Origin of the sequence: Ruminiclostridium papyrosolvens C7, from assembly GCF_000421965.1 — a bacterium.
Taxonomy (GTDB): domain Bacteria; phylum Bacillota; class Clostridia; order Acetivibrionales; family DSM-1351; genus Ruminiclostridium; species Ruminiclostridium papyrosolvens_A.
In genome coordinates, this window is the sequence record NZ_ATAY01000085.1 from 46,937 (window position 1) to 60,855 (window position 13,919).

13 protein-coding genes and 1 other RNA gene are annotated in these 13,919 nt (G+C 37.2%); 3 read left to right on the forward strand and 11 right to left on the reverse strand.

The window, feature by feature from the left end:
- Positions 1 to 43: 43 nt before the first annotated feature.
- A complete protein-coding gene (locus L323_RS36205) occupies positions 44 to 1,480 on the forward strand; it encodes a hypothetical protein (protein WP_020816580.1) in 1,437 nt (478 codons plus the stop codon).
- A 32-nt stretch (positions 1,481 to 1,512) separates the two neighbouring features.
- Here the strand turns inward: L323_RS36205 and ssrS are convergent.
- The 3 genes from ssrS to L323_RS36215 form a co-directional block, all read right to left on the reverse strand.
- A non-coding RNA gene (ssrS, locus tag L323_RS40935) (6S RNA) lies at positions 1,513 to 1,725 on the reverse strand.
- 141 nt (positions 1,726 to 1,866) lie between these two features.
- Positions 1,867 to 2,124, reverse strand: a complete 258-nt coding sequence (locus L323_RS36210) for a DUF3343 domain-containing protein (RefSeq protein WP_020816581.1) — start codon at positions 2,122 to 2,124, stop codon at positions 1,867 to 1,869.
- Positions 2,125 to 2,219: 95 nt separating this feature from the next.
- The gene (locus L323_RS36215; RefSeq protein ID WP_020816582.1) at positions 2,220 to 3,107 is read right to left on the reverse strand and encodes a DNA-3-methyladenine glycosylase family protein; all 888 of its coding nucleotides are present in this window, start codon (positions 3,105 to 3,107) and stop codon (positions 2,220 to 2,222) included.
- 208 nt (positions 3,108 to 3,315) lie between these two features.
- On the opposite strand from L323_RS36215, the gene L323_RS36220 reads away from it, so the two are divergent.
- Complete coding sequence (locus tag L323_RS36220) at positions 3,316 to 4,095, forward strand: DUF6062 family protein (RefSeq protein ID WP_020816583.1); 780 nt, start codon at positions 3,316 to 3,318, stop codon at positions 4,093 to 4,095.
- A 192-nt stretch (positions 4,096 to 4,287) separates the two neighbouring features.
- Here L323_RS36220 and metA read toward each other — a convergent pair whose 3' ends face one another.
- From metA to L323_RS36260, 8 genes are all read right to left on the reverse strand, one after another.
- On the reverse strand, positions 4,288 to 5,208 hold the full coding sequence (metA, locus tag L323_RS36225) for a homoserine O-acetyltransferase MetA (protein WP_020816584.1): 921 nt from the start codon (positions 5,206 to 5,208) through the stop codon (positions 4,288 to 4,290).
- 104 nt (positions 5,209 to 5,312) lie between these two features.
- Positions 5,313 to 6,593: an O-acetylhomoserine aminocarboxypropyltransferase/cysteine synthase family protein gene (locus L323_RS36230; protein WP_020816585.1), complete on the reverse strand. Its 1,281-nt coding sequence runs from the start codon at positions 6,591 to 6,593 to the stop codon at positions 5,313 to 5,315.
- A gap of 265 nt (positions 6,594 to 6,858) precedes the next feature.
- Positions 6,859 to 7,914 carry a hypothetical protein gene (locus L323_RS36235; RefSeq protein ID WP_020816586.1) on the reverse strand — a complete coding sequence of 352 codons (1,056 nt, stop codon included), beginning with the start codon at positions 7,912 to 7,914 and terminating at the stop codon, positions 6,859 to 6,861.
- Positions 7,915 to 7,982: 68 nt separating this feature from the next.
- Positions 7,983 to 9,074 carry a GerAB/ArcD/ProY family transporter gene (locus L323_RS36240; protein ID WP_020816587.1) on the reverse strand — a complete coding sequence of 364 codons (1,092 nt, stop codon included), beginning with the start codon at positions 9,072 to 9,074 and terminating at the stop codon, positions 7,983 to 7,985.
- Positions 9,075 to 9,082: 8 nt separating this feature from the next.
- Positions 9,083 to 9,292: a hypothetical protein gene (locus L323_RS42170; RefSeq protein ID WP_020816588.1), complete on the reverse strand. Its 210-nt coding sequence runs from the start codon at positions 9,290 to 9,292 to the stop codon at positions 9,083 to 9,085.
- Between the two features lie 4 nt (positions 9,293 to 9,296).
- Positions 9,297 to 10,448: a Ger(x)C family spore germination protein gene (locus tag L323_RS36250; protein ID WP_020816589.1), complete on the reverse strand. Its 1,152-nt coding sequence runs from the start codon at positions 10,446 to 10,448 to the stop codon at positions 9,297 to 9,299.
- Positions 10,445 to 12,010, reverse strand: coding sequence for a spore germination protein (locus L323_RS36255; protein WP_038276068.1), 1,566 nt, complete (start codon positions 12,008 to 12,010; stop codon positions 10,445 to 10,447). The genes L323_RS36250 and L323_RS36255 overlap by 4 nt, the downstream gene beginning before the upstream one ends.
- Positions 12,011 to 12,166: 156 nt before the next feature.
- Positions 12,167 to 13,342 (reverse strand): iron-containing alcohol dehydrogenase, encoded by a 1,176-nt coding sequence (locus L323_RS36260; RefSeq protein WP_020816591.1) that lies wholly within the window; start codon positions 13,340 to 13,342, stop codon positions 12,167 to 12,169.
- Positions 13,343 to 13,527: 185 nt separating this feature from the next.
- On the opposite strand from L323_RS36260, the gene L323_RS36265 reads away from it, so the two are divergent.
- Positions 13,528 to 13,902 carry a MerR family transcriptional regulator gene (locus L323_RS36265; RefSeq protein WP_020816592.1) on the forward strand — a complete coding sequence of 125 codons (375 nt, stop codon included), beginning with the start codon at positions 13,528 to 13,530 and terminating at the stop codon, positions 13,900 to 13,902.
- Positions 13,903 to 13,919 lie beyond the last annotated feature (17 nt).

Genomic DNA, 13,919 nt, shown 5'->3' on the forward strand with positions numbered 1-13,919 from the left:
GCTAATTTTAAGCATATATATTAATGATTGGAGGCCGATAAAAATGTACAATCCCAACAACAAACAATTTGTATTTAAAGATTCCGAGGGCAAGCTTTGGAATTTTTACTATGATACCAATCAGGGAATATGCTACAGCATATTTTCCAAAAGATTCGCCTGGTCGGAGCCCAGAGTAGTGCAGTCAGAAGCCTATGAGCAATTCTATGTGGAAATTGATGAAAAGGATTGCTTCCATATCATATATCAGGATAAGAAAGGCAATATTATTTATTGTTTTATGCAGCAAAATGAAACCGTTAAGGCATTACCCGTCCTTACCAGTAAATCACACTCTGTATTCAACAAACATTTATCGTTGATTGTCGCAAATAGTTCCGTACATATTTTCTTTATAATTGAACATAACGGAATATATATGCTGTCCTATCAGACAATAACCGCCGGTGTTCCTGTTGCGCCAAAAAAAGTTGATAATATAACCTTACTTCCAAATCCTTACACGGTTGTTTATGACTTGAATGATGACATATATGTCTTTTATCATATATCAGACGGAAAGAATAACCAAATAGGTTACAAGAAGTATTCTATGGTAAACAAAATCTGGAGTGAGTACTCACAAATTACTATGTTCTCCTCCAACAGTCAGAATCCCAGGGTAGTCGTTGACCGGAACGGTATCTTCCATATCTGTTATGTAAGAAAACAGGATAAACAGTTCCAACTGGTATATCAACAAAAAATACCGGACAGAAACATGTGGACATCTGAAAGTATTCTGGCAGGTTCGGGTACTCCTATTTCCAATTTTTCAATACTATCCGTAAAGAGCAGCCTGGTGATATATTACCTGAAGGATGATGCACTTTATTCATTTATATCAAATGATTTCGGAGCCAGTTTCACAAAATCCTCCAAAAGCACCTCTCTTTCAAGGCAGCATATTTGTGTCAGATATAAATCCAATAGCCCATATGAGCATGTTCAAGCTGATGAAATACCAGCTTCATTTGTAAATGGCTTCAAGCTAATGTTTACACATGATTCTATGGACTTGGAAAGCGGCCTTAATACTGATGAAATGAGAGCTATTATAACAACGGAACTTAAAATATTGAAAAGACAGGTAGCAGATTTAAAAGAAGCTCAGAATATCATTTTTAACAATATTAAATCCCTTGAGTCAAATCAGCAGAATATGGAACTCTCTCTTATGAAAGAAATATCTAAAATACTAATAGGCATAAAGCCGGTGAAATCGGATGTCGAGCCGATTCATGCAAATAGAAGCACTTACCCGGAAGCCCCCCAAAATAATTTAAAACACACTACCAATCCCTATACTCAATCCTTTTCCAATCTCCCAAAATCCAGAGAGGAATTGAAGCGTCTATTTGCAGACAGGGTCAAGAAAAAGGTACGTTTACTTAAAAATTTCAAAGGGGTATGGAAATTACAAAGAAAAAAGAATAAGTAAAAGGGGCATCTAAATGCCCCTCGTCACTTTAAGTTAGTCCCAAAATGGCGTCCCCAGTATTTTGACACCTAGCCCAAAGCTAGGTGGGTGTCCCGGTGGTATCTTCAGCCTTCCTTCGCCGTTGCACAACGTTCACGCCGTGTGTCGGAATTACATAAGGCCTGACATCGTATACCAGACAGCAGACTCCCTTATGAAAGATGTAGGTTCAAAATAAAGGTTTCTTTCGCTCATTTCAGGATAACTGTTATCCAATTTTGAAAGTTCACCAGTCCTATATCTGACTGCTTTCGATGGATTTATTATAACATCGGTTCTTATCCATGTAAAACAGAATCTGAATAATATATCCTTTAATAGCGACTGTTTTCTCCCTTATAATTTGTCTAATTTAATCTTTCATACTTATTCTTAGAAAACCCCGAAACAACTCTATATACTTCCTTTACGGGAGTGTTGATACGAGCGGCTTCCGCCTTTATTACCCCCAGAAATTCTTCTGGAAATTTCAGACAAAGCCCGCACCCTCCTTTAGCAATGCTGCACGGAGTAGACATAACTTCAAAATCGTATCCTTTTTTTTCAAGCTCAGAATTTAGCTTGTAAACATAATTCCCAGATTCTAATATTGCAATACACTTCATAAAATCCACTCCAATTCATAATATCCTATACCCACACTTAGTTGCTCTACATTACATAATATTGAAATGGCTTTTAAAAAGTTCCGCAAATGTTTTTATTTCGACATACCTATTTTATTTAACCTTGCATGATAAAATAAATACTGTTGGGCGTACCCTGTAAGGTCTCCGAACTGCTTTGAGGCAAATTGCTGTATTTCTTTGAGACCTGATTCCTTTTTGAGATAAAGTTCCTCCATAACACGTTTTACCCAAACGTCAATTGGGAAAACATCATATTTCAATCCGCTGAAAAGCAATATACAGTCGGCAACCTTAGGCCCCACACCGGGAAGCTTCATAAGCTCCTTACGTGCTGCATCTGTATCCATATTCCTGAGAATATCTTCGGTTACAATGCCCTGTGACATCAAGGCAGATGTCTTGTGAATATATTTGCATCTGAATCCTGCCTTACACTGCTGTATATCCTCTAATGAAGTATTCGCAAGTGTTTCAACATCAGGAAAGCTGTATGCGTTCATCACCGGGTCAATACACTTGCCTCTTAAAACAGAAAGAGTGTCTACGGTTTTCATTATTCTTGGTATCATGTTATTTGCAGATATTATAAATGAGATTAGTATTTCCCAGAAATCCTGTTTCAGAAGACGTATGCCCCAGCCTGTTTTTATTGCTTCTTTCATTATTTCATCCTGTTCAAGGATAGACTTGATTTTTGAATAATCAGTACCAAGGTCAAAATATTCATACCAAATGTTTATAAAATCCTGCTCTCCGGAGTTGGTTATACATAGAATCTCGTTATCATATCTTACATTTACCAGTCGGCCTCCGGCTATTCCTCTATAGCTTCCGTCCTCCTGTCTTATCCATCTGAAACACTGCCCGCAGTCAAATATGTGTGTTAGATTGAAGTCCTTAATATTTTTTACGTAAAGGTTTCCATCTGCGGTTTCCAAGGTATAGCCTTTATATTCCATTTTTATTCCTCCTCATTACAATAGTACCCGTCATATGACCGGCAAAACAATATGTTCTATCCATAAAAACAATATATTAAGAATATTAATTACGACCGGGAATATCAATGGTTATGTGTGGGAGAAATATTTCTTTAAAGCGTATTGTTTCAATGATATAATTTGAAAATATGGTGTATTCACTTTTCATATTATATCGGAGGTTACAATGAAGGAGAAAATATATACAATACCTGTGTCAGATGCTTTTGCAGAGGACTGTGAGTGTCCCCTTTGCGTTCTGGAAAAGAAGCTGGAGAATGAATGTATAGAGTATGCTCTGGGACCATCCCTGATGGAACCTGATATGAGACAGGAGACAAATGAAAAAGGGTTTTGCAAAGACCATTTTGAAGCTATGTTCAATAGTCAGGCCAACCGCCTTGGCCTTGCCCTTATGATTGATACTTTTATGCAGGAGAAAAACAAAAAGTTTCAAAACATATTTGAAACACGTGCAGGCTCATTGGAAAAGGATGCTAATGCCGGGCTTATGAAGAATATTTCAAATAAAATATCGTCAAAGCAGACTGAAACTGACAAGATGGTACAGGAACTTGTAGGCGAGCTTGATAAAATAGAACACAGCTGTTCAATATGCAGTAAGCTTGAACACACAATGGACAGATATATTGATGTTATTTTTTATTTGTATTTCAGGGAACCTGATTTCAGGGAAGTTTTTGATTCAAAAAAAGGTTTTTGCCTGAAACACCTTAAACAATTGCTTGTATCAACAAAAAAATATCTTAATACAAGCGAGACAGCAATATTTACTAAAAAACTCATGGAAATGCAAATCTCCAACCTTGATAGAGTAGAAAAGGAAGTTGATTGGTTCACAAAGAAATTTGACTACAGATATAACGATGCCCCTTGGGGGAACTCAAAGGATGCTGTTTTAAGAAGTATTCAAAAAATAAGAGGAAATTGCAATTTAAAACAGTAACATTTTATGCAAAAATAATATTATGTAAAGTAGATAGACAAATGTCTATTCAGCCTTGAGCACCGTATGACTACCACCAGTCCTGTACCGGCCCTCCCCCTGGCACAGTTATCGAGTCGTAACATGCTATACCCCTCAAAAAGGTTATGATTTATCACCCTTTCAGGTGCTCAAGGCATTTAATTCATTTTATTACTTTCCTAAGTTAGTTAAATCGTAAGGTGTTTCCTGATATACATAATAGTTGAGCCAATTTAAAAACAAAAGGTTTCCATGGCCTCGCCATCTTACAATAGGCTCCTCTGTCGGATCATCTCCTGGATAGTAATTCTTGGGAACTTCTATATCCAACCCCTTTTCCACATCTCTCTCGTACTCAAATTTAAGTGTGTAGGGATCGTATTCAGAATGTCCTGTAGCAAAAATGTGACGTCCGTCTTTTGATGCTACCAGATATACCCCTGCTTCTTTGGACTCAGCCAGTATTTCCAGTTTATCAATCATTGCTACATCCTCATGGGTAATCTCCGTATGCCTGGAATGGGGTACAAAAAACACATCGTCAAAGCCTCTGAGTAGTTTGACATGCTCTTTTATTTTAGTGTGTTCAAACACACCAAACATTTTCTTAGGCAAATCACGTTTTGGTATACCGTAATGATAATACAGACCTGCCTGAGCTCCCCAGCATATGTGGAGTGTAGAGTATACGTTTTTCTTACTCCAATCCATTATCCTTTTAAGTTCTTCCCAGTAATTTACATCTTCAAAGGGCATTTGTTCAACAGGCGCTCCTGTGATAATCAGTCCGTCGAAATGCTCTCCTTGTATCTCGTCAAAAGTTTTATAAAAAGTTTCAAGGTGCTCCTCAGGAGTATTTTTTGACATGTGGGACGCGGGATGCAGCAGTACGATTTCCACCTGAAGAGGTGTGTTTCCAAGAAGTCTGAGCAGCTGCGTCTCCGTGGTTATTTTGGTCGGCATTATATTTAAAATTGCAATTTTAAGCGGTCGTATATCCTGATGGTATGCCCTGTCCTCAGACATGACAAATATGTTCTCACTATTCAGGGTTTCCACCGCAGGCAGATTGTCAGGGATTCTGATTGGCATATTGACCTCCATCAACTAAATAAATAAAATAATGTAAAAAAAGTGCATAATATAAATTATATTATTCATTAACGAAAAGTCAACTGCCAGCCAATATGGGTTTTTTACCTGCTCTTCTCAAGTGCCTGTTCTATGTCATATATCAGGTCATCCGGATCTTCAATACCTATGGAAAGTCTAATTGTTCCGGGTGTTATTCCTGATTCTAAAAGTTCATTTTCCGAAAGCTGGGAGTGTGTAGTGCTTGCAGGATGTATTACCAGAGATTTAGCATCTGCCACATTTGCCAGTAATGAGAATATTTCCAAACTGTCTATAAATTTCTTTGCAACTCCAAGGCCTCCTTTTATTTCAAAAGTAAATATTGAGCCTGAACCTTTTGGAAAATATTTTTGAGCCAGTTCATAGTATTTATTTCCTTTCAGGCTTGGGTAATTTACTTTCTCCACTAAGGGGTGTTTTTCCAAATATTCTGCTATCTTTTTAGAATTGCTTACATGTCTTTCCAACCTTAGAGATAATGTCTCAAGTCCCTGTATAAATAAAAATGAATTAAAAGGGCTGATAGCTGCGCCTGTGTCTCTAAGCAGCTGAACTCTGGCTTTTGTTACAAATGCCACCTCTCCCAACTGACTGAATACAACGCCGTGGTAGCTTTCATCAGGTGTTGTAAAACCGGGGAATTTATCTCCAGCAGAATAATCAAATTTACCTCCGTCAATGATTACTCCACCGATAGAAGTTCCATGTCCTCCTATGAATTTTGTTGCAGAATGAACTACTACGTCTGCTCCGAAGTCGATGGGTTTCACAAGATATGGTGAGCCAAAGGTGTTATCAACTATAAGGGGGATGCCATGCTTATGTGCAATGTCTGCTACAGCTTGAATATCGATTAGATTTGCATTTGGGTTACCTATTGATTCAATGTACAGAGCTTTTGTTTTGTCAGTAATAGCAACTTCAAAGTTTTGGGTGTTATCAGGATCTACAAAGGTTGTATTTACTCCGTATCTTGGCAAGGTTGCCGCAAAAAGGTTATAAGTTCCTCCATACAAGGTGTTCGCAGCTACTATCTCGTCTCCGGCTCCGGCAACATTCAGCACTGAATATGTTATTGCTGCTGAACCTGATGAAACTGCAAGGGCTGCCGAACCGCCTTCTAGTGCTGCAATTCTTTTTTCAAATACGTCTGTTGTAGGGTTCATAATTCTTGTGTAAATATTTCCCGAGTCCTTCAGACCAAATAAATCTGCTGCATTGTCTGCATCTTTGAATACATATGATGTTGTCTGGTATATAGGCACTGCCCTTGACCTTGTGGTCGGATCTACTTCCTGCCCTGCGTGAACCTGTAATGTGTCAAAACTAAGTTTTCTGCTCATATATGGTATCCCCCTTTATATGCTAGTAAGTTTATAGGTTTTATTATATTAATATAATAAAACCAAATTTAATTTTAGTCAATACCTTTTTTATAAAATATTAAATTAATTTATTTGTTTTTATAAGAATTATATACTATGTTTAGTTTGTATGCCAGAATTATGTTTTTTAGTTTTCAAGTATTAAATCAATAATTTGTCAGTATAAAAAAGGAGTACCTCTTTTGTGAAGTACCCCTTTTACTCATCAATTTTTTTGACTGGTTTATTGCAATTTAAAATATATAAAGCTCCCATCATAATCTATATCTCGTACTTGTTCATTCTGCATAACGAGATAGTTTGTTTTATTCTTATACAGGTCAATGATGACTTTGCCTTCCGCAGTAAATGATTCTGTTATGCCGGGAGTAACTTTTCTAAAGTCTGTAGCTTCATCCATAGCATCATCCAGACTTCCATCAAAGCCATAATCCATAGTCCCGATTATTGATGCATTGTCAGAGGTTTTTATTCCCCATATGTATGGGTCCCATCCTACACTAAGATAAGCTGACCCTTCTCCTTTAACCTTGGTAAGCTGAGCATTTTGAACTTCCCATAGAACATCTATTATGGCATACTCATGGTCAGCTCTATCCTTAGCAGTTATTCCCATTTGCTCCAGTTCATCCAATGTCACCTTTTTAAAACTTTTAACAGTCATTGAGAAGGTAGCTGATATTTTGTCACTTAGGAAGTCCTTTGTTTCACTCCAAGTATATTTTTGATTCAATGGAACGGGATTATTAATCGTTCCAAGAACTGTAGACGGATTAATAAGATTATTTGCGGTCTTTTCCCCGTACATGGAGCTTAAATATTTCTTGACTTCAGTTTTCTGACTACTGGTAAGGCTCTTTACCTGAATCGCCTTTGTGGTTGTTGCAACTGCATTATAGGCGTATGTCTTCTTGTTTTTTGTTTTAAGATAAACACCGCCGCTGACATTAGAAACACTCAATGTAGTCTTACTGCTGATTACCAGCAAGCCTTTCAGGTTAGCCGTATACAGCTTCTGTTTTGAATCGTATCCCTTTGAATACTGGGGAGTAAGTATCCTTGCAGTTGAGCCGTTTGGTATACTCAACATTTTGTAGGTAACACCGCTATACTTGTAACTGTTGATATACTGAAGATTTTTTGTTTCAAGGGTTTTTTGATATGCCTTTATGATGTTAATCTCTGAAGATGTCAATTTTGTTGATGCCGCCGTTACGGGAACAGCAAATACAGATAACACAAGACACACACTCAATACCAATGCTAATATCTTTTTCATATCCAACCTCCTAGGTTTTTATATCCAAATAGTAGCATTGTGTTAAAATTTAGTCAATATCTGCTTTTTCACTTGTTAGTAAGAGGTTGTCTGGATTTTTTTATCTCTGCGATAATCCAAGTAATAACGGGTATTATCACCTGCATTGGAAAAGCATAGTAGGGATAGATTTTGTTGATCCAGTAGTTCATTTCTATTATAGTATAATAAACAGTATACGAAAAATAAATCATCAGCAATCCTGTTTGAACTACAATTGACCTGTAATCCTTTAAATTGAAAACTTTAGCTATTCCTTTGCAAGCCGCCAGCAGACATACCGTACATTTTACAAAAACACCCAATATAAATACAAAGGATACGGTTACTTCTACTCCCTGTATAAAATTACCAACTCTAATTCTACTTGCAGCTACATAAGACGGAAAATAGAAGTTGCCCGCCAAATTCCCTAGTACGGCTATATTCCTTATTGTGATTATGATAATCATACTGGCTGCAATAAAGGTTCCCCATATGTACACCCTTTTAGGTGATTTTTTTGTTTGAAGGGATGTAAAAATACAAAGAAAAATGACAGTTTCAGCCATAGGAAAGGAAAAAGTTGAGAATGCACCTACCAGAATCGTGGTAAAACCATTTCCTAGTATTGGCTGAATGTAATCCATTCGGAGCTGAGGTATTCCCAATATCAGAACAACAAATACAATAGAAATAATTAACGGTACAAAAATAGCCGTAGTTCTGCTCATTACCTCAATCCCCAGATAGACAGCAGCAATGCACACAATTCCCAGGCATAGCATGGGTATAAACAAAGGCGTTTCGGGAAAAGCCACTACATTTACAAATTCCCCGAAATTCCTCAGTACAAGCCCTCCCAGATGAAAGCTATACCATATGTATATGGCAGATAAAATTTTACCCGGTACTTTCCCAAATACCATACTAAAAATATCAAATAAATCTTTTCCCGGAAAAAGCGACAGTAATCTCGAAAATATAAGAAGCAGCGGAATAAAAGAAAATGTGGCAAGTATCCCTGAAATCCATGCATCATTCTTAGCATTTCCCCCTGTACCTACAATCAGCGTAGTCCCGATTATAAACATCATTATTAAAATTATTGCTTCTTTATCCGATATTTGCTCTTTTCTCATTTTATAACCTACTTTCCAAATATTGATGTAATTAAATTCGCAATAGGCTTGGCAGGACTGGGTATTTTAACATTAAATGATATTAAAACGGCTATAGTAAATGACAATACACCCAATATACTGTTTACCCAAAAGTCGGACCATAACTTCTTTTTATACAACGGAATAAAACTAAAAATAACCAAAAACGTATAACCGATAATTACAAAAATAATCAATACTTTACCCACCTTTTTTTAACGTTTTGTATAATAAAGCACTGTTTTTTACATGCACTCTGGCATCAACATCTACTTCTGAATTTCTGAAAACCTCTTCCCACTTATCTGATACGCTTTTCCATTTATTTATGTCCTTTTCTCTGAGCTTCTCGCCAAACTTAAATATGTCAGTACCATATTCTGACTGAATTTTCTTAATTAATTCTTCCACATTTTTTTGTGTTTCTTTAGAAGTACTTGCTTCCAGTCTTTTCACTGCGTTATCGTCAATAAAGTTTTCATTTCCTTCGATTTCATCGATTCCCACAGTTGCATCTATTTCTACCTTGAATTTAAGCTTTCCGGATTCGACAACCGGTTTCACCTTTGTTTTGTTTCCGAATATTTCCAAAGATATAGGAGCCGATAAGCCTACTTCCTTATCTCTAACCAGAACTCCGCCCTTCACTTCGTTCCTTACAAAAAGCAGGTCTTTTGTTTCTTCCTCACCTAGTTCACCGACCATTTTATCATTTTTCATGATAGCAGCACCTGCTACACGAGGAATCATACTCCCCTTTACATCCTCAAGATGTACCGCAGGAATTACCGTTGAAGTCCCTTTAGTCTGTAATTCTATACTAAAATCCAGCAAATCTGTTTTTGGTGCCTTACTTAGCCTGGTCTCATTTTTTAATATTTTATCAAGTGCAAATGATTTTATGCTTTCGGTTGTCTGCTGTCCCTCAAGTATTTCTCTGGCTGTATCCTGCTGTGAGTACAGTATATTTACAACATTCCTTATTTCAGCATCCCGGATAAAAATATCAAGTACCGTTGTGACTCCTTCTTCTGCTACCTCTTTGCTTAAAATTGCGACTTTGCAATGGCTCCAATAAAGCTTCTTTCCCGTAACTGATATTCCGTTCCTTATAGCATCCAGTATGGTTTTTCCTCGCATGGAGACCAGTTTGGATGTTGATTTTGTATCATTACTACCATCGACCTCAACTATTTCGGTTGTTATTGTATATTGTCCGTCAGCTCCTTTATCTATAGCTGCTCCCGCAACAATGGCAAGGTCATCCAATTCCCTGTAATTCCAACATCCGGCAGTAAATAATAAATTTATGAAAATAATTATCGACATAACAACTCTTTTAAATTTTTTCATTTATTTTTTCCATTTTTTTTATTAGAAACTTGTCTTGTTAAATCCTTTGAGTAAATTTTGGGTCTTAGGGTCATATCCCACCAGGGTGCACGAATCCAGGCATCTTGTCCGTCATGGTTTTTAGCCCGGGTGCTATTCATCATGTATGGAATCCCAAAAGAACGAATACTCATCATGTGAAGGTACATGACAATAATACACATCAGTACTCCGTATATCCCAAGAAATGATGCTCCCAGCAAATAAAACGTACGGAATACAATAGTGGAACCAATTATGTTCATGTTTATCAATGTTGTAATTCCGGTAAGTGCGGTTACTATAATTACCGGAGCACTGACCAGTTTTGCCTGAACTGCAGCCTGACCTAAAACCAGTGTTCCCACAATGTTTACTGCCTGACCTACAGGTCCGGGCATTCTTGTACCAACTTCCCTTAAAATATCAAATATAAATAGCATAATAAAAAGTGAAAGAGATGTCGGAAATGGAACACCCTGTCTGGAAGAAGAAATGCTTATCAGCAAGGGAGTTGGGAGCATCTCCTGATGATAGGTCACAAGAGCCAAAAATATTGCCGGTATAGTAGTGGAAGTTACAGCTGTAAATCCTCTGATTAAACGATTTATGTTTGCGAAAATATAATTGTTGTAATAGTCCTCACTGGCCTGAAAATTCTCTACGCCAAGAAATGGCACTGTTAATACAAACGGGCTTCCGTCTACAAATAAAGCAACTCGCCCTTCAAGAAGTTTAGACGCTACAACATCAGGTCTTTCAAATGCTCCTACAGTCTCAAAGGGAGAATATGGGGCGTCCTTAATGAGCTCCTGAATATAACCCGAATCCAAAATCCCATCAATTTTAATTTTATTTAAACGTTGTTCAAGTTCAGTTAATACTTCTTCTATTGCCAAACCTTCCACATAACATATACAGGTGGAAGTATGCGTTCTTTCTCCCATTTCCCTGAACTTGAACTTCAAATCAGGGTTTTGAATTTTTCTACGTATTAACGAAAGGTTTACCATCAGCGATTCCGTAAAACCCTCTCTGGGGCCCCGCACAACTTTTGAGGATTCAGGCTCCATAATTGACCTTTTTTCCCAGCCCTGGGACCCAATGACCAAACATTTGTCATACCCCTCTAAAATAAAAAGGGTATCCCCTGAAATTATAGAGCTCACCATCTTATTGATATCTGTTTCAATTTTAACATTGTTTGACACAATGACCTTTTTCATTAGGGCTTCCAACAGATTTTTAACATCAATATCTTCCGACAGATTATCACGTAGAACAGGCTGAATGATATTTTCATTTACAACCTCTGTATTAATCATTCCCGATATATAAACAATACAGCACTTCGCTTCCTTAACACATTTATTCTGGAATTCCCTTGTTACAAGGGTCTGATCATCCTTAAATATGTTTTTGAACAGTGATATGTTCTCCTCCAAAGATGCCGTTAAATTTTTTGTTTGAGGAGAAGTACCAGCTTGCCCAACACTATTTTCAGGATGGTTCATCTTATACTTTTTTGAGCCTTTTTTATACATAAAATCATCACCGATCAAATTTTTAATATTAGCAATAGTTATTTGCAATTTAGCGATAAAATAAACAATTTTTATAATATTTTGGCTACAAATAAAATAAAACCCCAAAAAGCCTGATTATCAAGCCGTTTGAGGTTTATTTACAGTAGTTAAATTTTATTTTGCAAGCTTGTATATTTCAAGTACATCCTGCCAGTATAGTTTTTTAAGGCCTCCGATTGAATGTTCTCTACCATATGCCTCACCGGTCGCTTTTTGGGCCATAAGCTCGTATTTGCTTTCCTCTATACCGATTTCTGTGAGAGTGGATGGAAGACCCATTTTTTTATAAAATTCACGGAGTCTTGCGATTCCTTCCATTACAATGGCATCAGGGTCACGATAGCTCCCCTCTACGCCCATTACATTAACAGCAAACTGTACAAACATATTAATGTTAGTCTTATAAACATACTGCATCCATGCGGGAGTTAATATTGCGAGGCCCGCACCATGTGCAATATCATATATGGCACTCAGCTCATGTTCCATATCATGACAAGCCCAATCCTGTGCTCTTCCGAGACCAAGTATGTCATTGTGTGCTATAGTACCTCCAAAACCAACCTGGCACCACTCATCATAGTTTTCAGGGTTTTGCGAAACTATTAATGCATTTTTCATAATGGTTTTAAGAGTTGTTTCACACAATCCATCTGTAAGGTCTGTATGAGTGGTATTTGTGAAATATCTCTCAAAAATATGGCTCATCATATCCGCTACTCCGTTAGCGATTTGATTTTTAGGAAGTGTAAAAAACAATTCCGGATTTACTATACTAAGAATAGGTTTGAGGAAATTACTACCATATCCCTTTTTAATCTGTTTTTCTTCGTTGGTAATTACTGTATGGGGGCTGGATTCACTTCCTGCTGCCGGTATTGTCAGAATAGTGGCCACCGGCAGAGCAGCCTGAATCGCACCACCCTCTTCATAAAACTTCCATATATCATCATTGCATGCGCCTAGTGCTATCGCCTTTGCAGAATCTATTACACTTCCGCCGCCTACTGCAAGTATCAGGTCTACGCCTTCTTTTTTACAAAGTTCGGCCCCTTCCTCAGCTAATGACAACCTTGGATTGGGAACTACACCACCCAACTCAACAAATTCTATGTTATTTTCCTTCAGAGAAGCAACCACCTGATCGTATAGCCCGCTTTTCTTGATACTACTTCCGCCATAATGTAAAAGTGCTTTTTTCGTATATGGTTTAATCAAATTTCCTATCTCTTTTTGAGTATCCTTACCGAATATAATTCTGGTAGGTATGTGCATATCAAAGTTTAGCATAGTCGTTTTCCTTTCTCACTTACTGTTATTTTCCCAAGTATTATTATATTAATTTTTTACTTAATTATTTGGCCCCATCTTCAATTAGCATGTTGATGAAGCTTAATATTTTAAGTATAATAAAATTGTAAACCTTAACGTAAACTTTAAGTCAATAGTAATTTAAAAATACAGGAGAATCTTTTATGGACTATTCTATAAAGCAAGTATCAGAAAAAACAAATTTAAAGGCCCATGTTTTACGCTATTATGAAAGAGAAGGACTGCTTCCTAATGTATCCAGAAGTGAAAGCGGAATACGTCGGTATTCAGAAGAAGACCTTGAATGGCTGGGTCTTATCTGCTGCCTCAAGAATACCGGAATGTCCATTAAGCAAATCAGAGAATTCGTCGCACTGAGCGCTCAGGGAAAGGGAACCCTGAAGCAGCGTTGTGATTTGCTCATAGAGCATAAAAAGACCGTTGAAAGTCAAATTGAGGAAATGCATAACCATCTGAAAAAAGTTACTCATAAAATAGAGTATTTTACTTCCCAGTATGAGGAGTATTCAGGTAGGTGATAGGCATTTTTGTGGAG